This is a genomic window from Nonomuraea sp. NPDC050153, from assembly GCF_044460125.1.
GTDB lineage: Bacteria > Actinomycetota > Actinomycetes > Streptosporangiales > Streptosporangiaceae > Nonomuraea.
In genome coordinates, this window is the sequence record NZ_JBITJQ010000001.1 from 475,290 (window position 1) to 495,661 (window position 20,372).

Annotated in this window: 14 protein-coding genes; 8 read left to right on the top strand and 6 right to left on the bottom strand. The window is 72.1% G+C overall.

Annotated elements, in window-relative coordinates; all coding sequences use genetic code 11:
- Positions 1-5 precede the first annotated feature (5 nt).
- A complete protein-coding gene (locus tag ACIBQ1_RS02295; RefSeq protein ID WP_397274109.1) occupies positions 6-1,115 on the bottom strand; it encodes a DUF5925 domain-containing protein in 1,110 nt (369 codons plus the stop codon).
- Between the two features lie 67 nt (positions 1,116-1,182).
- Complete coding sequence (locus ACIBQ1_RS02300) at positions 1,183-2,712, bottom strand: serine/threonine-protein kinase (RefSeq protein ID WP_397274110.1); 1,530 nt, start codon at positions 2,710-2,712, stop codon at positions 1,183-1,185.
- A 96-nt stretch (positions 2,713-2,808) separates the two neighbouring features.
- On the opposite strand from ACIBQ1_RS02300, the gene ACIBQ1_RS02305 reads away from it, so the two are divergent.
- The 5 genes from ACIBQ1_RS02305 to scpA all read left to right on the top strand — a co-directional run bounded on the left by ACIBQ1_RS02305 (position 2,809) and on the right by scpA (position 11,389).
- Complete coding sequence (locus tag ACIBQ1_RS02305) at positions 2,809-4,674, top strand: potassium transporter TrkA (protein ID WP_397274111.1); 1,866 nt, start codon at positions 2,809-2,811, stop codon at positions 4,672-4,674.
- 18 nt (positions 4,675-4,692) lie between these two features.
- Complete coding sequence (gene mtnA / locus ACIBQ1_RS02310; RefSeq protein ID WP_397274112.1) at positions 4,693-5,631, top strand: S-methyl-5-thioribose-1-phosphate isomerase; 939 nt, start codon at positions 4,693-4,695, stop codon at positions 5,629-5,631.
- Between the two features lie 81 nt (positions 5,632-5,712).
- Entirely contained in the window at positions 5,713-7,389 is a 1,677-nt protein-coding gene (locus ACIBQ1_RS02315) for a peptidoglycan-binding protein (protein WP_397274113.1), read from the top strand.
- A 110-nt stretch (positions 7,390-7,499) separates the two neighbouring features.
- Positions 7,500-9,245 carry a methylmalonyl-CoA mutase family protein gene (locus tag ACIBQ1_RS02320; protein ID WP_397274114.1) on the top strand — a complete coding sequence of 582 codons (1,746 nt, stop codon included), beginning with the start codon at positions 7,500-7,502 and terminating at the stop codon, positions 9,243-9,245.
- Entirely contained in the window at positions 9,242-11,389 is a 2,148-nt protein-coding gene (gene scpA, locus ACIBQ1_RS02325; protein ID WP_397274115.1) for a methylmalonyl-CoA mutase, read from the top strand. The genes ACIBQ1_RS02320 and scpA overlap by 4 nt, the downstream gene beginning before the upstream one ends.
- Here the strand turns inward: scpA and ACIBQ1_RS02330 are convergent.
- The gene (locus ACIBQ1_RS02330; protein ID WP_397274116.1) at positions 11,383-13,470 is read right to left on the bottom strand and encodes a serine/threonine protein kinase; all 2,088 of its coding nucleotides are present in this window, start codon (positions 13,468-13,470) and stop codon (positions 11,383-11,385) included. The genes scpA and ACIBQ1_RS02330 overlap by 7 nt on opposite strands.
- Before the next feature lie 111 nt (positions 13,471-13,581).
- Between ACIBQ1_RS02330 and meaB the strand changes: the two genes are divergently transcribed.
- From meaB to ACIBQ1_RS02345, 3 genes are all read left to right on the top strand, one after another.
- On the top strand, positions 13,582-14,541 hold the full coding sequence (gene meaB / locus ACIBQ1_RS02335; RefSeq protein ID WP_397274117.1) for a methylmalonyl Co-A mutase-associated GTPase MeaB: 960 nt from the start codon (positions 13,582-13,584) through the stop codon (positions 14,539-14,541).
- Positions 14,542-14,650: 109 nt separating this feature from the next.
- On the top strand, positions 14,651-16,405 hold the full coding sequence (locus tag ACIBQ1_RS02340) for an AMP-dependent synthetase/ligase (protein WP_397274118.1): 1,755 nt from the start codon (positions 14,651-14,653) through the stop codon (positions 16,403-16,405).
- Positions 16,406-16,412: 7 nt separating this feature from the next.
- A complete protein-coding gene (locus tag ACIBQ1_RS02345; protein WP_397274119.1) occupies positions 16,413-16,796 on the top strand; it encodes an acyl-CoA thioesterase in 384 nt (127 codons plus the stop codon).
- A 7-nt stretch (positions 16,797-16,803) separates the two neighbouring features.
- Here ACIBQ1_RS02345 and ACIBQ1_RS02350 read toward each other — a convergent pair whose 3' ends face one another.
- The 3 genes from ACIBQ1_RS02350 to ACIBQ1_RS02360 are packed head-to-tail and all read right to left on the bottom strand — an operon-like array spanning position 16,804 to position 20,246.
- Positions 16,804-17,877: an acyltransferase family protein gene (locus ACIBQ1_RS02350; RefSeq protein WP_397274121.1), complete on the bottom strand. Its 1,074-nt coding sequence runs from the start codon at positions 17,875-17,877 to the stop codon at positions 16,804-16,806.
- Positions 17,874-18,494 (bottom strand): TetR/AcrR family transcriptional regulator, encoded by a 621-nt coding sequence (locus tag ACIBQ1_RS02355; protein ID WP_397274122.1) that lies wholly within the window; start codon positions 18,492-18,494, stop codon positions 17,874-17,876. Before ACIBQ1_RS02355 ends, ACIBQ1_RS02350 begins: the two co-directional genes overlap by 4 nt.
- Before the next feature lie 57 nt (positions 18,495-18,551).
- Complete coding sequence (locus ACIBQ1_RS02360; RefSeq protein ID WP_397274123.1) at positions 18,552-20,246, bottom strand: CehA/McbA family metallohydrolase; 1,695 nt, start codon at positions 20,244-20,246, stop codon at positions 18,552-18,554.
- Between the last annotated feature and the right edge of the window lie 126 nt (positions 20,247-20,372).

Sequence of the window (20,372 nt, forward strand, 5' to 3'; positions counted from 1 at the left end):
GCCGGTCAGAGGTACAGGCCCGTGGACTCGTCGCCCGGCTGCGGGGTGAACTCGCGGCCCGCGCGCAGGGCGTACAGCTGCGCCAGCGTCGCGCCCGACGGGCCCACCCCGTTGGTGGAGCCCAGCCACGTGACGGCCTCCTCCTTGGACAGCGGGCCGACCTCCACCTGCGCCAGGCAGCGGCCGGGGCGGACGACGGCCGGGTGGAGGCGGGCGAGGTCCTCGTTCGTGGTGATCGCCACCAGGACGTCCCGCCCCTGGCCGAGCAGGCCGTCGGTCAGGTTGAGCAGGCGCGAGAGCCCCTGGCCCGCCTGGGCCTTGGCGCCCGAGCTGATCAGCTCGTCGCAGTCCTCCAGGACGAGCAGCCGCCAGCGCTGGGTGTCCTCGTCGGAGTCGTAGCCGACGGCCACCTCCATCAGGTAGCCGGGCTCGTTGAACAGCCGCTCGGGGTCGAGCACGCAGTCGACCTGGCACCAGTCGTGCCACTGCTTGGCCAGCGTGCGCAGCAGCGTCGTCTTGCCGGTGCCCGGCTCGCCGTGCAGGAGGATGAGGCGGCCGTTGACGTCGGCGGGGGTGATCGACATCAGCCGGTCGAGGGCCGGGCGCACCCTGCCCGAGTAGTTCTTGCCGATCTCGGCCCAGGGCTGCGCCGTGATCGGCTTCTCCGAGCGGGTGCCGCCGTGCATGCCCCGCCACCAGAAGCCCATCTCGACGTGGTCCACCTCCGGCATGGCCTCTTCGGCGCCGTCGATGCTCTGCGCGAGCACGCTCTTGGCCAGCTCCTCGTCCACCGCCGTGACGCTGACGGTGGCCGTGCGGTTGCGGTGACGCACGACGCGCAGGGTCCAGCCCTCACCGGCGATCAGCCGCGACTCCGAGCCGTCCTCGACCCGCGCGGTCCGCAGCAGCCGGCCGTCGGCCGGGCTCAGCGGGGCGTCAGGGCGTACGCGCTCCAGGTTGGCCAGGCGGGACCACGGTTGCGCACCCGTCGCGAACGGCGACAGCGCCAAGGCGTCGATGACGTCGATGGCGGAGTCGGCGTCGTCGATCCAGATGTTCATCGGGAGCTCTGAAGACTCCCGGCTGGGGAACGGCACCTCCCTCATCACAGACATAACGTTAATGATCCAGCGTCCAGCCGTCACATGTCGAAGGGTTTTGCAGGAAAGTTCGGTCTATCTGCTAGCTCTTGCCGAGGGTGCCGGTCTGGGTGACGAGGCCGGGGCCGGGCTCGTCCTTCCACGTGTAGGCGAGGGTGTCGCCCTGCTTGGCGAGCCAGATGGTGCCCGCGATGCAGTTGCCCTCGTTCGCGCCCAGCGAGAACGTCAGCCGCGACGCCTCCACCTTGGTCAGCGTGATCGTGCCGCGGCAGCTCGCGCCCGCGTCCTTCTCGCTCCACTGCGCGGTGGACGCGTCCGGCTTCAGCACCACGGTGTTCTCGGCCCCGTCGGTGTCCAGGGGGTTGGTGCTCTCCGTCCGGCCCGTCCACGTGCCCGCGTAGGCGGCGGGGATCCTGGGCTTTTCGCCGGGGGCGGTGGAGGCGGACTCCTGCGGCGTGCCGGTGGCGGACGGCGACTCCGTGGGGGTGTCGGTGCCGGTGGCGGACGGCGGCCCCGTCGGGGTCTCGGTCGCGGACGGAGAGGACCGCGATGGCGACGGCGAGTCCGGTGGGGTGGCCGAGGCCGAGCGGTCGTCCCGGTCGGCGAGCGGGGTCGGGGTGCTGTTGAGGTAGAGGGTCGTGGCGATGGCCGCGGCGAGGGCGACCAGGCCCGCCAGCGCGCCGATGAGCAGGCTCCGGGAGCGGGCGCGACGCGTCTCCCGGGTGGTGGCCGCGGCCTGGGGATCCGTACGGAGGCCCGCTTGGACGCCGGGGCCCGCCGGGACGCCGGGGCCCGCAGCGCCGGCCGGCGGGCCCTGCGGGGTGTTGGGGTTGACCAGGGACACCATCAGGTGCTGGGCCGTGGGGCGCCGCGACGGATCCTTGGCCAGGCAGGACGCGAGCAGCCCGCGCAGGCGCGGCGGCAGCGGCGACAGGTCCGGCTCGGCGTGCAGCACCCGGTGCAGCACGGCCGGCACGGTGTCCGCGCCGAACGGGCTCGTGCCCGTGGCCGCGAACAGCATCGACGCGGCCCACGCGAACACGTCGGAGGCGGACGACGCCGGGGAGCCGTTGATCTGCTCGGGCGCCAGATAGGCGGGGGTCCCGATCAGGCCCGACGTCATCGTGGCCGCCCCCTCCGCCCGGGCGATGCCGAAGTCCACGACGCGGGGCCCGTCGGGCCCGAGCAGCACGTTGGCGGGCTTGAAGTCGCGGTGCACGATCCCGGCCGCGTGGATGGCGGCCAGGGCGGTGGCCGTGCCGACCGCCAGGCGTTCGAGGTCGCCGCCGCGCAGGGGGCCGCGCTCGCGCACCCGCTCGGCCAGCGAGGGGCCGTCCACGAACTCGCTCACCACGTACGGTCGCGGCCCGTCGGCCGAGACGTCGAGGACCCGCGCGGTGCAGAAGGAGGCGATGCCCTCCAGCGCGTCCAGCTCGCGCGCCAGCCTGGCCCGCGTCTGCTGGTCGCCCGCGCTCAGCAGCTTGATCGCGACCTGTTCGCCGACGGCGGAGTGGGCTAGGTAGACCACGCCCTGCCCACCTTCCCCGAGCCGGCCGGCCAGGCGGTACGCGCCCAGAGCCGCCGGGTCGTCTGGTCGGAGGGGGCTCGCCATGGCCGATACGTTACCGCTCGCCATGCGCGCGTGAAGATCCACCGGTACCTTGGACCGTTGGATCAAATCACTCCATACGCGGAGGTATCGGGGAAAGTGTCGAAGGTTACGTTCCGTGAGCGGGCGCGTTACTGGTTCGACAACACCATGTCCAAGGGCACCGCCTCGCTCATTGGCTGGCTGGCGGTCGTCTCGGTGGGGCTCGTCGTGGTGGTGACGGCGCTGACTCTCTGGCTCGCGCCAGGTGAGCCCGAGGGCGTGAGCGACGCGGGGGAGGTGCTCTGGATCTCTCTCATGCACGCGCTGTCCCCTCTCAAGATCGCCAGCGACAAGGGCTCCGTCGCGTATCTGACGGTCATGTTCGCCGGATCGCTCGGCGGCCTGTTCATCGTGAGCATCCTCGTCGGCCTGCTGTCCAACGGGCTCAAGCAGAAGGTGGACCGCCTGCGCAGGGGGCGCTCGCGGATCGTCGAGTCCGGTCACACCGTGGTGCTCGGCTGGTCGGACCAGGTGTTCACGATCGTGGCCGAGCTGGTCAAGGCCCAAGCCAGCCAGAAGCGCTCGGTCATCGCGGTGCTCGCCGAGCACGACAAGCTCGACATGGAGGAGGCCGTCCGCGAGCATGTCGGCGACCTCGGCCGGACCCGGCTGGTCTGCCGCACGGGGCGGCCCACGGAGCCGCGCGACCTCGCGCTGATGAACCTGGCCAGCGCCCGCTCCGTCGTCGTGCTCTCGCCCGAGGGCGAGGACCCGGACGCGCACGTCATCAAGATCCTGCTCGCGCTGGCCAAGCGCCGCGGCGTCCACCCGCCGGTGGTCGCCGCGCTCGCCTCCAGCCGCAACATCGCCGCCGCCCGCCTGGCCGGCGGGAAGGACGTGCACCTCGTCGACTCCGACGACACCGCCTCCCGGCTCATCGTGCAGTCCTCGCGGCAGTCCGGCATGTCCGTCGTCTGCATGGACCTGCTGAACTTCGACGGCGGCGAGATCTACCTGCGCACGCCCAGGAAGCTCGTCGGGATGACGTACGGCGAGGCGCTGCACGCGTACCAGACCGCCTCGGTCATCGGCCTGCGCCGGCCGACCGGCGTCGTGCTGAACCCGCCCACGGACACCGTCGTCAACGCCGACGACGAGGTCATCGTCATCGCCCATGACGACTCCCACGTCCGCCTGGCCGCCGGCAAGCCGTCCCTGGACGAGGCGGCCATCGTCGAGTCGGGGGCGCCGCCCACCGAGCCCGAGCGCACGCTCCTGCTCAACTGGAACGGCCGGGCCGAGCAGATCGTCCGCTACCTCGACGGCTACGTGGCCCCCGGCTCGGTGTTGGAGGTCGCCGCCGACCACCCCAAGGCCGGCACCGGCCTGGCGGGCCTGCGCAACCTCACCGTGAACGTCAAGGACTGCGACACCACCGACAGGTACGCGCTGGAGTCGCTCGGCGTCGGCCTCTTCCAGCACGTCATCGTGCTGTCGGACGACCGCTATGCCGGCCACCACTCCGACACGCGCACGCTCATGACGCTGCTCCAGCTGCGCGACATGCAGAGCGCGCTCGGCGAGCACTACTCGATCGTCAGCGAGATGCACGAGGAGAGCAACCGGGCCCTGGCCGAGGTGACCGAGGCCGACGACATCGTGATCAGCGACACCGTCATCGGCCTGCTGCTGGCCCAGCTCGCCGAGAACCGGCACCTGGCGGACGTGTTCGGCTACCTGTTCGACTCGCGCGGCTCGGAGATCTACCCCAGGCCCGCCGACTCCTACGTGAAGACGGGGACGCAGGTGCACTTCTCCACGGTCGTGGAGTCGGCCAGGCGCAAGGGCGAGACCGCCATCGGCTACCGCAACGCCCTGGCGCGCAACGACCCGCCCCACTACGGCATCGTCCTCAACCCGGACAAGTCCGTGCCCGTCGTCCTGAACAAGGGGGACTCGGTGATCGTCCTGGCCGAGCGCTGAAAACGTACAGTTTGCCCTGTGAGGACCATTGACTGGGTGGACGGCGCCGTCGAGCTCGTCGACCAGACATTGCTGCCCGACAAGTGCGTGACGCTGCGCGTCCGCACTGTGGACGAACTGGTGGACGCCATCCGGCGGCTGGCCGTGCGCGGCGCGCCCGCGCTCGGCGTGGCGGGGGCGCTCGGCGTGGTGCTGGCCGACGGCGACCCCACGCAGATCGCCAGGCTCCGCGCCGCCCGGCCCACCGCCGTCAACCTCGCGTGGGGCGTCGACCAGGCCGCCGCCCACCTGCGTGACGGCCACGAGTCCGTGCTCGCGGCCGCGCTGCGCGTGCGCGACGACGACATCGCCGCCTGCGTGGCCATGGGGGAGCGCGGGGCCGACCTGCTCGAAGGCGACCGGCTGCGGATCATGACCGTGTGCAACACCGGCGGGCTGGCCGCCGTCGAACGCGGCACCGCGCTCGGCGTCGTCCAGACGCTCCACGAGCGCGGGCGCCTGGCCGAGGTGCTCGCGCTGGAGACCCGCCCGCTGCTGCAGGGCGCCCGGCTCACCACCTGGGAGCTGGCCAGGATGGGCGCGCCGCACCGGCTCATCGCCGACTCGGCGGGGCCGTACCTGCTGGCCAAGGGCGAGGTGGACGCGGTGCTCATCGGCGCCGACCGCATCGCCGCCAACGGCGACACCGCCAACAAGATCGGCTCGTACGCCCTCGCGCTCGGCGCGGAGCGTGCCGGGGTGCCGTTCGTGGTGGTCGCGCCCGAGTCGACGATCGACCAGAGCACCCCCACCGGCGAGCAGATCCAGATCGAGGACAGAGGGGCGGACGAGATCGTGACCGTCCGGGGCGTACGGGTGGCGCCCGAGGGGACGCAGGCCCTGAACCCGGCGTTCGACGTGACGCCGCACGATCTCATCACGGCGATCGTCACGGACAAAAGGGTGATCAGGCCGTAGCCCAAATCATCCAACTTCAGGACCCGTCCGCATGCTCCGAGTTACGCTCGGTGGTCTCGACAGCGACACTCGGAGCTCACCGTGGCCATCGACCTGGTGTTACGCAAAGACTGGAACGCCCGCCCGCCGCGCGGCGACTACACGCAGCTTGACTCCACCAAGGGAGTGAAGGTCCACTACACAGGCGGCAGGGTCGACCCCGGCATCGTCTCGGACCACAGCGGCTGCGTCGCCCTGGTGCGGTCGATCCAGGCGTTCCACATGGACGACAACGGCTGGATCGACATCGGCTACTGCGTCGATGAGGAGACCGAGATCCTCACCCGGCAAGGGTGGAAGTCGTATCGGGAGCTGCGCGAGGGCGACGTCGCGCTCACGCTCGATCACCGCACGGGCCTGTCGGAGTGGCAGCCTGTGCTCGAAGTGTGCGTGTTCCCCGCGCAGGAGCGGGAGATGATCCGGATGGAGGGGCCCGCCCACTCCTCCCTGACCACTCCCCATCACCGCTGGCCCGTGGAGCGCCATGCGGCGGGAGGCGTGGAGCGCCGGTGGGTGACCACCGAGACCATCGCGCACCCGGACCGCATTCCGGTCGCGGCGCCCTGCGCCGACCTGCCGGCCGAGCCGAAGTGGTCGGACGCCTTCGTGGAGCTGGTCGCGTGGTTCTCGGCCGGAGGCGCCTCGAACGGCGCCGCGATCCACCGGCCGCGGCGGGACCACGCGCCTCTCATGCGCATCCGCGCGGTGCTCCACGGGGTGCCTGGGTGGAGCGAGAGGGTAGAGGGCGACCTCGTCGAGTTCCGGCTCCCGGCCGCCACGGGACGGCGGCTGGCCGAGGTGGCGCCGGGCGGGGTGCCGAGGTTCGAATTCCTCCTGTCACTGTCCCGGGCCCAGCTCGCCCTGTTCCTGGAGACCGCCCTGACGGCGGGCGACGCCGGGCGTGACCGGCTCGAACGCGGGGACCGGGCGGCGGCGGAGGCGTTCATGTTCGCCGCGCTGCTGTCGGGGGCGGGGGCGACCATGCGGCGCGTGCCCGAGACGGGCCTGTGGGTGACCACGATCCGGCGGCAGCAGTCCCTCGTGCCCCGGCCGGCCTTGAGCGTCCGGAAAGAGATCTACCGCGGCCGGATCTGGTGTCCCAGGACCGAGAACCAGAGCTGGCTGGCCCGCAGGGACGGCACGGTCTACTTCACCGGCAACACCGTGGTCGCCTGCCCGCACCGGAAGGTGTTCGAGGGACGGGGACTGCATCACCTGCCCGCCGCCAACGGCCCGGGGCTCAACGCCGGCCACTACGCCGTGCTGGGGCTCGTGGGCGACGCGGGGCTCGTCCAGCCGCCCGACGGGGTGCTGCACGCGATCCTGGACGCGATCCAGTACCTGCGCGACAAGGGCCGCGCGGGCAAGGAGATCAAGGGGCACCGCGACGGCTACTCGACCGACTGTCCCGGCGACCCGCTCTACGCCTGGATCCGGCGGGGCGCGCCACGCCCGGGCGGCGGGACCCCGCCCACGGTGCCGTCCGCGCCGCCGTTCCCCGGCCGGCTGCTGAAGTATCCGCCGGTCATGCACGGCGAGGACGTGCGGACCTGGCAGGCGCGGATGAAGAAGCGCGGCTTCGACCTGGCCGTGGACGGGGCGTACGGCGCCGGGTCGCGCGAGGTGTGCCGCACGTTCCAGCGCCGGCAGGGCATCGAGGACGACGGGATCGTGGGTCCCCTGACGTGGCGGCTGGCCTGGGAGGCCCCGGGGTCCTGAAGCCAGGGTTGGCTGGTCTGGAGGCCCCGGGTCCCTGAAGCCAGGGTGGCGACACCCCGAGCCCGGACCCGGGGTTACCGCGCTTTCGAAGCTCCGCCTAGTATCCGACCATGGAACTGGCCACGGGGTTCGAGTCCATCTCGCGAGACGGCTGGCGGGCGCTGGCGGTCGAGGTCCTCCGTAAATCGGGCATCGAGACGGAGGCGCCGGAGGAGGCGCTGTCCACCGCCACCTACGACGGAGTGACGATCTCGCCCCTCTACGACCTGGACGACCTGCCCGGCGACCCCGGGCTGCCCGGGGAGGCGCCGTACGTGCGCGGAGCCCGCGGCACCCCCGGCTGGGAGGTGCGCCAGCGGCACGCCGTGGCCGACCCCGAGGCGGTCCTGGCCGACCTGGAGAACGGGGTCACGTCGCTGTGGCTCGTGGTCGGTGACGGCGCGATCCCGGTGGACGCGCTGGGCGCCGTCCTCAAGGACGTCTACCTCGACCTGGCGCCGGTCGTGCTGGAGGCCGGGGATCAGGCGCGCGAGGCCGCCGAGGTCCTGTTCGGGCGCGGCGGCGCGGTGCTGGGCAACCTGGGCGCCTCCGCCGTCACGGGGCCCGGGCTGGAGCTGGCCCGGCGCTGCGTCGACGGGTTCCCCGGGCTCAGGGCGGTCACCGTCGACGCGACCCCCTACCACGACGCCGGCGGCAGCGACGCCGAGGAGCTGGGCTGCTCGATCGCCCAGGGCGTCGCCGAGCTGCGGGCGCTCACCGGCGGCGGGCTGTCTGTCGAGCAAGCGCTAGGGCAAATCGAGTTCCGGTACGCCGCCACCGCCGACCAGTTCGCCACCATCGCCAAGCTGCGCGCGGCCCGCCGACTGTGGGCCAGGGTCGCCGAGGTGTGCGGCGCCGCCGCCGGAGGGGCCGCCGGGCAGGGAGGCCAGCGGCAGCACGCGGTGACCAGCTCGGCGATGATGACCGCCCGCGACCCGTGGGTGAACATGCTGCGCACCACCCTGGCCTGCTTCGCCGCCGGAGTCGGCGGCGCGGCGGCGGTCACGGTGCAGCCGTTCGACGCCTGCCTCGGGCTGCCGGACGCCTTCTCGCGGCGCATCGCCCGCAACACCCAGGCGCTGCTGCTGGAGGAGTCGGGGCTCGGCCGCGTCATCGACCCCGCCGGGGGCTCCTGGTACGTCGAGCGCCGCACCGCCGACCTCGCCGAACGCGCGTGGGCCTGGTTCCAGGAGATCGAGGCGGCGGGCGGGATCGCGCGGGCCGCCGGGCTGGTGTCGGACCGGATCGCCGCCACCCGCGCCCGCCGCGCCGACGACGTCGCCCACCGCCGCCTCCCCATCACGGGCGTGAGCGAGTTCCCGAACGTGCACGAGAAGCCGGTGCGCCCGCCCACGCCCGCGCAGGCCGCCCCCGAGACGGGCGGCCTGCCCCGGGTCCGGTACGCCGAGGAGTTCGAGGCCCTGCGCGACCTGGCCGACGCGCAGCCCGAACGGCCCACGGTCTTCCTGGCCACCATCGGGCCCGTGGCCGCCCACACCGCGCGGGCCGCGTTCGCCGCCAACCTGTTCCAGGCGGGCGGGCTGGACACCGAGACCGCCGGTCCCGGGGCCGATCCCGAGCAGATCGCCACCGCGTTCGCCATGAGCGGCGCGTCCACCGCCTGCCTGTGCTCGACCGACAAGCTGTACGCCCAGCACGCCGCCGCCGTCGCCACCGCACTGCGCAAGGCGGGGGCGAGGAAAGTCTGGCTGGCGGGGAAGGGGGAGTACGAAGGCGTGGACGGAAACCTCTTCGCGGGCTGCGACGCGCTGGCCGTGCTCCGCCAGACCTTCGACGACCTGGAGGTGACGCGATGATCCCGGACTTCTCCGACATTCCGCTCAACGCCCTGCCCAAGGACGGGCCGGAGGCGCCGGCGCGTGCGGGTGAGGTGTGGGAGACGCCGGAGGGCATCGGGGTCAAGCCGCTCTACACGGCCCACGACCTCGAGGGGCTCGACTTCCTGCGCACGTATCCGGGCGTGGCCCCCTACCTGCGCGGCCCGTACCCCACCATGTACGTCAACCAGCCCTGGACCGTCCGCCAGTACGCGGGCTTCTCCACGGCCGAGGACTCCAACGCCTTCTACCGGCGCAACCTCGCCGCCGGGCAGAAGGGCCTGTCGGTGGCCTTCGACCTGGCCACGCACCGTGGATACGACTCCGACCACCCGCGCGTGGCCGGCGACGTGGGCATGGCCGGGGTGGCGATCGACTCCATCTACGACATGCGGCAGCTGTTCGACGGCATCCCGCTCGACCGCATGTCGGTGTCGATGACCATGAACGGCGCCGTGCTGCCCGTCCTCGCGCTTTACATCGTGGCCGCCGAGGAACAGGGCGTCGCGCCGGAGCAGCTCGCGGGGACCATCCAGAACGACATCCTCAAAGAGTTCATGGTCCGCAACACCTACATTTATCCCCCGAAGCCGTCGATGCGGATTATTTCGGATATTTTCGCTTATACGAGCGAGAAGATGCCGAAATTCAACTCCATCAGCATTTCCGGCTACCACATCCAGGAGGCCGGCGCGACGTGCGACCTGGAGCTGGCCTACACCCTCGCCGACGGCGTCGAATACCTGCGGGCCGGGGTCGCCGCCGGGATGGACATCGACCGGTTCGCGCCGCGGCTGTCCTTTTTCTGGTGCATCGGCATGAACTTCTTCATGGAAGTCGCCAAGCTCAGGGCCGCGCGGTTGCTGTGGGCCAACCTCGTTTCCGGATTTAACGCGAAAAATCCGAAATCTTTGAGCCTTCGTACCCACTCCCAGACCTCCGGCTGGTCACTCACCGCGCAGGACGTCTTCAACAACGTGGCCCGCACCTGCGTCGAGGCCATGGCCGCCACCCAGGGGCACACCCAGTCCCTGCACACCAACGCCCTCGACGAGGCGCTCGCGCTGCCCACCGACTTCTCCGCCCGCATCGCCCGCAACACCCAGCTCCTCCTCCAGCAGGAGTCGGGCACCACCAAGGTGATCGACCCGTGGGGCGGCTCCTACTACGTCGAGCGCCTCACCCACGACCTCGCCGAACGCGCCTGGGCCCACATCCAGGAGGTCGAGGCCGCCGGCGGCATGGCCAGGGCCATCGAGGCGGGCCTGCCCAAGCTCCGCATCGAGGAGGCGGCCGCCCGCACCCAGGCCCGCATCGACTCGGGCCGCCAGCCCGTGATCGGCGTCAACAAGTACCGCGCCGAGAGCGACGAGGCCGTCGAGGTGCTCAAGGTCGACAACAGCGCCGTACGCGCCCAGCAGCTCGACAAGCTGGCCCGGCTCAAGGCCGAACGCGACCCCGGCGCCGTGCGGCGCGCGCTCGACGCGCTCACCGAGGCCGCCGGCAACCCCGCGCCGGGCCTGGAGCACAACCTGCTCAAGCTGGCCGTGGACGCCGCCAGGGCCAAGGCGACCGTGGGCGAGATCTCCGACGCCCTGGAACGGGCGTTCGGCAGGCACGCCGAGCAGGTACGTACCATCTCTGGGGTGTATCGCGACGAGTCAGGCCCCTCCGCCGGCATCGAGCGCGCCCGCCGGGCGTGCGCCGACTTCGAGCGGGCCGAGGGCCGCCGCCCGCGCATCCTGGTCGCCAAGATGGGCCAGGACGGGCACGACCGCGGCCAGAAGGTGATCGCCACCGCGTTCGCCGACCTCGGGTTCGACGTGGACGTCGGCCCGCTGTTCCAGACGCCGGAGGAGGTCGCCAGGCAGGCGGTCGAGGCCGACGTGCACATCGTGGGCGTCTCGTCGCTGGCCGCCGGGCACCTCACGCTGGTGCCCGCGCTGCGCCGGGCGCTGGCCGACCTCGACGCCGGCGACATCATGATCGTGGTCGGCGGCGTCATCCCGCCCGGCGACCACGACGAGCTGCGGGCCGCGGGCGCGGCCGCGATCTTCCCGCCCGGCACGGTGATCGCCGACGCCGCCCTCGACCTGCTCGACCAGCTGAGGAACCGTCAATAAGTCCCGCGGTCGCACATCGTCACGGAGATCGTCCGCTGCGTCGCGACCGGGGACGTGATCCGGAGCGTGACGCGATGGACTCCGCCCGTGCTCCGGAGGTTCTGCGGCGAGGTCAGGACGCGCCGGCCGTTCGCGGTGATGAGCGCCGACGAGCGGCCCACGGCGGCGTTGTCGATGTACCAGGTGTAGGCGAAGTTCAGCGGCTGGCCCGTGCGCTGCACCAGCGCCTGGAGCGTGACCTCGCCGCCCGTCCAGCAGTTGCCGTTCCTGGCGCCGCCCGGGCGGACGTAGACGAGCCTGAGCCGGTCGACGCCGGGCGTGGCGTCGCCGGTCGGGTCCGTGGTCGGGTCCGCCGTCGGGACGTTGCTCGGCGTGCCGTCGTTCTGTGGGCTGGGCCTGGGGGTACGCGTGCGCTTCGGGCGGGTCGTGGGGGTGGTGGCCGTTCCGGTGGTGGGTGCGGTGGACGCGTCGGCGACGTTCTTGGCCTTGGGGGTGGGCGTGGTGGGGGTGAGCCACATGATGGCGCCGGCCAGCGCCAGCACGGACACGCCCGCGACGCCCGCGATGAGCACGGTCTTCACCCGCCGCCGCCCGGGCCTCGGGGGCGGCGCGGGAGCCTCGGGCGGGGCCTGCGGGGCGGGCTCGCCCGGCACGAGGAGGTCGACCAGGGCCGAGTGCTGGGCCACCGCCGGCTCGGGCGCCACGTGCTCGGCACCCGGCCTTTCGGCGTTCGGAAACCCTTGCGCCTCCATGGGCGGGTACCCCGGCGCCTCCACGGGAGGGAAACCCGGCCGCGCCTCGGCGGGCGCGTGGTGCGGGAACCCGGCGGCCGCCGGGGCCTCGACCGGAGCCGCCATCGGGAATGTCCCCGGCCCCTGGCCGTGCTGCGCGGTCGCACCCTGGTGATGCGCGACGGGCCCCTGGTCGTAGTGGGGGGCCGGGCTTTGGCGTGCGGCCGGACCCTCGAAGTGCGCGGGTGCGCCCTGGCCGACGTGCGGGCCCTGACCGTGGTCCGCGGCCGGGGCGGCCTGTCCCACCGGCTGTCCCACCGGCTGGCCCGTGGGCTGGTCCACCGGCCGCCCTGCCACGGGCCGGCCCAGGGACTGGGGGTCGGCGCCGTGAGTCTGGCGCGCGTTCCTGCGCGGCAGCGGGGCCAGGGGCTGCTCCGCCGCCGGCTCCTGGGGGCGGGCCCGGCGCGGCGGCGTGTCCTGATCGAGGGTCGCCTCGGGCGTGTCCTGCCAGGACTCCAGGGGCGGATCGGGCCGGTGGGGCGGGGACTGGTACGGGGCCGTCTGCTGGCGGGACGGCGCCGCCAGCCGCAGCAGCACGTCACGCATGGCGGGGCGGGAGCCCGGGTCCTTGGCCAGGCAGGCCAGCAGGATCTCGCGTACCGGCCCGCGCAGCTCGCCCATGCGCGGCTCGTCCTGCAGGATGCGGTTGATCACCGCGGGCAGCGAGTCGTCCCCGAACGGCGGCGCCCCCGTGGCCGCGCAGACCATCACCGACCCCCACGCGAACACGTCCGCCGCCGCCCCCGCCGCCTTCCCGGAGAGCTGCTCGGGCGCCATGTACGCGGGCGTGCCGACGAAGGAGCCGGTCGCCTTCACACCGGTGCCGAGCGCCCCGGCGATGCCGAAGTCCACGACCCGCGGCCCGTCGGGCCCGATCAGGACGTTCGCCGGTTTGAAGTCCCCGTGGACGACGCCGGCCTGGTGGATGGCGTCCAGCGCGGTCGCGGTCGCCACGGCCAGCCGCTGGAGCTCCGCCCCGCCGAGCCGGCCGACCTGCTCGAGAGAGGGCCCGTCCACGTACTCGGACACGACGTACGGCCTGCCGCTGGTCGAGGCGTCGAGCACCTGCGCGAGACAGAACGGCTCGACCTTGCGCGCGGCGGCGATCTCCGTGGCGAGCCGGTCGCCGACGGCGAGCCCTTCGCGCAGCACCTTGACGGCGACGGGGGTCCCGTTGCGAGCCTGGCCGAGGTAGACGACACCGTGGCCGCCCGCGCCGAGCCGACCGACCAGCCGGTAGGGCCCCACCGTTGCCGGGTCGCCCTCGCGCAGGGGTTCGACGTTGGGCATGAGGGGAGTGACTCCTGTGACGGCTGAGGTTAGAACTCCAGCACCCTACTGGCAAAAGTCAAGACTTGTCAGAGCTTAAGCTGATCAACTGGGAAGAAAGGGGTAAGCGGGGTGCATTCGCTGGAGGCCTACGCCCAAGGCGTACGGGCCGGGTCCCGTACGTGGATCGCCCGCGCGATCACGCTGGTCGAGTCGACCAGGCCCGACCACAACGTCCTGGCACAGCGCTTGCTCGTCGAGCTCACCCCGCTGTCCGGCCACGCCCGCAGGATCGGCATCTCCGGCGTGCCCGGCGTGGGGAAGTCCACGTTCATCGACGCGCTCGGGACGATGCTGACCGCGCAGGGCCACAAGGTGGCCGTGCTGGCCGTCGACCCCTCCTCCACCAGGACGGGCGGCAGCATCCTCGGCGACAAGACCCGCATGGCCCGCCTGTCGGTCGATCCCGCCGCCTTCATCCGCCCCTCGCCCACCTCCGGCACCCTGGGCGGCGTCACCAAGGCGACCAGGGAGGCCATGGTCGTCGTGGAGGCGGCCGGCTTCGACGTCGTCCTGGTCGAGACCGTCGGCGTGGGCCAGTCGGAGACCGCCGTGGCCGACATGGTGGACACGTTCCTGCTGCTCACGCTGGCCCGCACCGGCGACCAGCTCCAGGGCATCAAGAAGGGCGTGCTGGAGCTCGCAGACGTCATCGCGGTCAACAAGGCCGACGGCGAGCACGAACTGCCCGCCAGGAAGGCCGCGCGGGAGCTGGCGGGCGCGCTGCGCATGCTCCGCTCCGACTCGACCCCGCCGCCGGTGCTCACCTGCAGCGGGCTCACCGGCGACGGGCTGGACAAGCTCTGGCGGCACGTGCTGACCCACCAGGAGTCGGTCGACCTGGCCGCCAAGCGCCGCGGGCAGCAGGTCGGGTGGACATGGACGCTGGTGCGGGACCGGCTGCTGGCCGAGTTGCGCAACGACCCCGAGGTGGCGGCCATCGCCGAAGAGGTCGAGCGGGAGGTCCTCGCCGGCGAGCTGACCCCTTCGCTCGCGGCCGACCGGCTCCTGTCCGCCTTCAAGCGCCCCTGAGACGGCAGGCGCCTGGAACGTGGGATCACGCGGCTGCGGCGCGCTGGTCTATCCCAAATGGTGGGATTGCTCTTAGAGTCGGCCTCAACACCGTCCAGGAGGTTCAGGCATGGCCAGCATTCCGTCCCTGCTGCGCGACCGGGTCGCGGCGACCCCCGACGCTGAGGCGTACCGATTCCCCTCCGACGACGGCTGGACCTCGCAGTCGTGGCGCGAGGTGGGCGAACGCGTGCGCGAGCTGGCGCTGGGCCTGGCCGGGCTGGGCGTGGGGCCCGGCAGGCGCGTGTCGATCCTCTGCTCGACCCGCTACGAATGGATCCTGGCCGACCTCGCGGTGCTGGCGACCGGAGCGGCCACGACCACGATCTACCCCTCCAACACGGCGGCCGAGTCGGCGTTCGTCATCACCGACTCCGGCAGCACGATCGTCATCGCCGAGAACGACGAGCAGGTCGCCAAGATCAGATCCGTCCGGGAGGAGCTGTCCGACGTCACCCACGTCGTGGTCGTCGACGGCACGCCCAGCGACGACGGCTGGGTGGTCACGCTCGGCTCTCTCAGCGGCGAGGGCGACTACGACGCCATGGTGGACGCCATCGCCCACGACGACCTGGCCACCCTCATCTACACCTCCGGCACCACCGGCCGCCCCAAGGGCGTGGAGCTGACCCACGACAACTGGCTCTACGCCTCGGGGGCCGTCCGCAAGCTCGGCCTGGTGTCCGAGTCCGACCTGCACTTCCTGTGGTTGCCTCTGTCGCACTCGTTCGGCAAGCTGCTGCAGGTCGTCATGATCGAGGCCGGCGTGGCGACCGCGATCGACGGCCGCCTCGACAAGATCGCCGAGAACCTCGGCGTGCTCAAGCCGACGTTCATGGCCGCCGCGCCGCGCATCTTCGAGAAGATCCACAACACGGTCGTGGCCACCGTGCGCCGCGAGGGCGGGGTCAAGCTGCGCATCTTCGACTGGGCGCGGCGGACCGGCATCCGGGTCGTCAGGGCCCGCCAGCGCGGGGCGGACCTCCCGATCACCACCCGGATCGAGTACGCCCTGGCCGACCGCCTGGTCTTCGCCAAGCTCCGCGACCGGTTCGGCGGCCGGATCCGCTTCTTCGTCTCCGGGGCCGCCCCGCTCTCGCGGGACATCGCCGAGTTCTTCGACGCGGCGGGCCTGACCATCCTTGAGGGGTACGGGCTGACAGAGTCGTCGGCGGGCAGCTTCTTCAACCTGCGGGAGTCGGTGAAGTTCGGCACGGTCGGGCCGCCGCTGCCGGGCACCGAGGTCCGCATCGCCGACGACGGCGAGATCCTCATCGGCGGGCGCGGCATCATGCGCGGATACCACGGGCTGCCGGAGGAGACGGCCGTGGCGCTGGAGGACGGCTGGTTGCACACGGGCGACATCGGCGAACTCGACGAGACCGGCCGGCTGCGCATCACCGACCGCAAGAAGGACCTGATCAAGACCTCGGGCGGCAAGTACGTCGCGCCGACGTACCTGGAGGGCCGGATCAAGGCGGCCTGCCCGTACGCGTCGCACGTCTTCGTGCACGGCGACCGGCGCAACTACGTCACGGCGCTGGTCACGCTCGACATGGAGGTGGTCACGCCGTGGGCTCAGGCCGAGGGGCTGCCGCCCGACCCCGAGGCGCTGCGCGAGCATCCGCGCATGCGCGAGGAGGTCGGCCGGGCCGTCGACCAGGTCAACGCGGACCAGGCCAGCTACGCCACGATCAAGAAGTTCGCCATCCTGGCCGAGGACTTCACGGTCGAGACGGGCGAGCTGACGACCAGCCTCAAGATCAAGCGCAGGGCCGTCGAGGAGCGCCACGGCAAGATCCTCGACTCCTTCTACGACGGGTGACCCCGTCGTGATCTCCCGGCTCCCGGTGCGGCCGAGGCACTGCGACGCGCAGGCCATGATGCACGCCTCCCGGTACTACGAGTACATCGAGGACGCGTTCCTCGACTGGATCGGGGCCCGCGGGGGCTACGAGCGGCTCCGGCGGGAGGGCGCCGACCTGGTGGTCAAGGCGAGCGGGTGCGAGCACCACGCGCCCGCCCGCCTCGGCGACGTGCTGGCCGTGGAGAGCGCGCCGGCCAGGGTCGGCACCACGTCGATCACGATGAGGTTCACGATGCGGCGCGGGGACGAGCTCGTGGCCGTCGGCACGGTCACGTACGTCTGCGTCCGCGACGCCCGCCCCGCCCCGCTTCCCCCCATGCTGACAGGACCGCCTCCGCCGGCTCTGTGAGGTTCGCTCAGAGGACCCGCTTCGCCCCGGGCAGCGACCGCACCAGGTACGCCAGCCACCAGCACAGCGGCAGCGCGACCACCAGCATGATCGCGAACTTGACGACCGCGATCGCCTCCAGCGGGCGCAGCGCGTAGCCGATGGCGACCAGCACGAGCGGATGGATGATGTAGACGGTGAAGGCGTGGTCGGACAGGAACCTCCCGCGCGGCCCCTGCTCGGCGAAGCGCTCCCGGAAGAGCACCGACAGCCCGATGATCATGCTGACCGCGAAGGCGGACTCCCAGGTGGCGATCACCGCCGAGTTGACCGCCCCGCTGGTCATGGACGAGAGCGGCAGCAGCACGGCGGTCGACGCGCCCGCCGCGGCGAACGCGAGATGCCCCGCCCGCGCGGGCAGCGTCTCGAACCAGCCACGCCTGAAGGCCACGCACCCGACCGCGAACATGGCCACGTACTGCGGCATGAAGTTCGGCGTCGGCAGCCCGAGCACCGGCACGTAACTGCCGGTCGGCACCGGGATCCGCCACAGGAACGTGGCGAGGGACAGCCCCAGGACGAACAGCACGACCCAGCGCGGACGCAGCGGCGCGGGACGCGGGCGGGGCGCCGGCCGCCGGCTCCGCCACCACGCGTACGCCAGCGCGAAGACGATCAGCACCTCCGCGAACCACATGGGCCCCGGGTCCCACGAGCCCAGGTAGTACTGCCAGTACGGCATTTGCGGGCGCTGCGCGAGCCCGCCGAAGTTCACCAGCGGCCGCAGCAGGACGAGGAAGACGAGCAGCGGGATGCCCAGCCGCACCAGCCGGTCCCGCACGAAGGCGCGCGGTCCCTTGCGGTCGTACGAGCCGGGGGTGAAGAAACCGGAGATGAGGAAGAAGAACCCCATGAAGAACGCCTGATTGAACACCACCAGGATGTCGAGCGCGACCCCCGAAGGGTCCTTGGCGGGCTCGGTGTAGAACCACAGCGGGATGTTCCCGTACGTGACGGCGGCGTGGTGGGCCACCACCAGCGCGGTCAGCACGATCCGCAGGTTGTCGATCGAGTGGAGCCGGGTCCGCGACTCGGTCTTCACTTTTTGCACGCCCTTTCGAAGAGGTCGGCCAGCTCGCGCGCATGCGCTTCGAGGTCGTGGTCGGGATAGGCGGCCCAGTAGCCGAACATGCTGTCCATGGCCGCCGACACCGTGACGGACATGACGCGGGGGTCGAAGTCCCTGAACTCGCCGGTGTGCCGCCCGAGGGTGAAGATCTTCTCCAGCGCCTGGTAGATCTCCTCACTGGTGCGCACGCCGTAGCGAGGCTTGCCGTCGGCGGTGCGCAGGTTGTTGAAGATCTCGCCGAGCGCCAGGATCTTCGAGCGGTGCCTGCGCATGTGGGCGGCGTTGGCGACGAAGTACATCCGCAGCAGCGCGCTCGCCCCCTCCACGCCCTCCACCGCGGCCAGCAGCTCCTCGGCGGCCTCCGTGTAGGTCCGGGTGACCACCTCCTCCATCAACTCCTCCTTGCCGGCGAAGTGGTAGGAGATGACGCCCTTGCTGATGCCCGCGTGCTTGGCGATGCGCGCGAGGGACGCCTGGGCGAACCCGACGTCGGCGATCACCGCGACGGCCGACGCCACGATCTGCGCGCGCCTGGCCTCCTCGATGAACGACCGCCGCTTCTGGCCGTCCGGCTCAATTTCTGACCGCATGGCCAAAATTTAACACGTACGGCCAGAGCGCGTCGATGCCCGTCGGATTCGCCGGCCTCAGCTCAGCCGGGACCGGTAGACGGCCCTGGCCTGCTCCAGCAGGGACACGTGGTCCCCGAACTGGTAGGCGACGGTCAGGCGGCCGTGCTGCTTGATCAGGTCCTCCAGCAGGTCGAGCCACTCCAGGCACCACACGACGTCCTCCCGCCGGGCGACCCGCCTGCCGTCCACCTCCACGTAGACGGGGCTGGTCAGGGCGTACCCGGTGCAGGTCAGGGTGCGAAGGTGCCGGCCGCACAGGACCTCGGCGATCACGTACGTGGGCGCGTCCACCGTGAGGTCGGCCGTCACGGTCAGCGGCTCGTCGAAAGCCCGGCCGGGCTCGTCCGCCGGCCGCTCGCCCCTGGCGACCACGCCCTCGGCCGTGCGGATGCGCACCGCCGCGACCTCCGGGCCGACGGCGACGGCCGAGACCCGGACCTGCTGACCCCTGCGGGCCCGGATCACGTGGCCGGGGCCATGGCCGGCCACCGACAGCTCCAGCCAGGGACCGGTGGTGGCGAACGTACGGCCCGCGCGTACGGCCGCCGCGAACGACCGGGCGGTCAGCTCGCCCTCGACCTGGGCGTAGACGCGGGCCCAGCCGGGCGGGTTCGACCGGTTGCCGGAACGGGTGAAGGAGATCATCGCGTCCGTGCCCGCGCTCACGGAGAGCCGGTTGCCCGCGCCGATCAGCCGCCGGTAGACCGCCGCCGTGGACGGGATCGCGGCGTGCGTGAGCACGTCGAGGCTGTCCACGAGCCCGAGCGCGACGTCGGCGACCAGCTCGCGGGCGGCGCAGTTGCGCCACACGGGCGACACGATGCCCTTGGGCGGGTCGCCGCCGGAGATCGGGGTGCGGAAGGGGTGGCTGTAGCCGACGAGCGCGCCGAGCCCGCGCAGCTCCCGCAGCCCGTCGGCGTTGGGCGGCCAGTCGGCCTCGCCCGCGAACCCGGTGTGGTGGCGGCCGGGCGCGGCCCGCGGCGCGAACGCGTAGATGTGGCCGAGCAGGTCGTTGCGGTATTCGACGCCCACCCTGGCCACGTGCGTGGCGTCGGACCACGGCAGGTCCACGTCCGTCCAGTGTTCCAGGGCCTCGCGGTCGTGGACGCGCCTGCCGGAGACGTTGCCCACCAGGAGGTTGAGCACGTGCAGGTCCTCGCCGTGCTGCGCGGCGGCGGCGTCCGCGGGCGCGCCGGCGAGGTCGCCCGCCCAGTCGAGGTGCACGTGCATGTCGGCGCCGTACCAGCCGCGCGCCGCCGCGTCGTAGATGCGCCGCGGGGCGAGCTCGACCAGTCGCTCCTCGCCCGGCTCCGGTACGAGCTCCAGCCTGGCCTCGTCGTACTCCATGCCGCGGGCGGCGGTGATCGTCAGGGGCACGCAGGGGACCTCCAGGACGATGTCGTCGCCGTGGAAGTACGGGCGGCCGTGGTAGTCGTACCGATTGGGGGTGTCGGGTGGGAACCAGCCGCTGCCGTCCTCACTTGTCACGCTCCACCGGCACGACATCCCCGCCACCAGTCGCAGCCTGGCCGCCTGGGTGGGTCTCAGGAGCGTGTCGAGCTGGATCCGCACGCCGTCCACCACGACCGAGCCGTCGTGGTCCACCTCCACCAGCCACGCGTCGCCGGGGAGCCGGGGCAGTCTCAAGCGCCGTCCATGCTCCTCCAGGGCGCCCGCCACACTTTCGGGCAGCACTGGCTCAGTACCCATCCGCGCTCTCCTCATCTCGCTTGCGCGCCATGGTGACATGGATCACGGAAAGCGAGCCGTGGCGGCCTTGGCGGCGGTGCGGAAACTTCTCCCGCGGGGGAGAATCTCTCCCTCGACGTATTCCTC

What these genes read in the sequence shown, in the direction of transcription:
- ACIBQ1_RS02320 (WP_397274114.1), top strand. Translation starts at nt 7,500, where the DNA reads ATGGAACTGGCCACGGGGTTCGAGTCCATCTCGCGAGACGGCTGGCGG.
- ACIBQ1_RS02340 (WP_397274118.1), top strand. Translation starts at nt 14,651, where the DNA reads ATGGCCAGCATTCCGTCCCTGCTGCGCGACCGGGTCGCGGCGACCCCC.
- scpA (WP_397274115.1), top strand. Translation starts at nt 9,242, where the DNA reads ATGATCCCGGACTTCTCCGACATTCCGCTCAACGCCCTGCCCAAGGAC.
- ACIBQ1_RS02295 (WP_397274109.1), bottom strand. Translation starts at nt 1,115, where the DNA reads ATGTCTGTGATGAGGGAGGTGCCGTTCCCCAGCCGGGAGTCTTCAGAG.
- ACIBQ1_RS02300 (WP_397274110.1), bottom strand. Translation starts at nt 2,712, where the DNA reads ATGGCGAGCCCCCTCCGACCAGACGACCCGGCGGCTCTGGGCGCGTAC.
- ACIBQ1_RS02360 (WP_397274123.1), bottom strand. Translation starts at nt 20,246, where the DNA reads ATGGGTACTGAGCCAGTGCTGCCCGAAAGTGTGGCGGGCGCCCTGGAG.
- ACIBQ1_RS02355 (WP_397274122.1), bottom strand. Translation starts at nt 18,494, where the DNA reads ATGCGGTCAGAAATTGAGCCGGACGGCCAGAAGCGGCGGTCGTTCATC.
- ACIBQ1_RS02330 (WP_397274116.1), bottom strand. Translation starts at nt 13,470, where the DNA reads ATGCCCAACGTCGAACCCCTGCGCGAGGGCGACCCGGCAACGGTGGGG.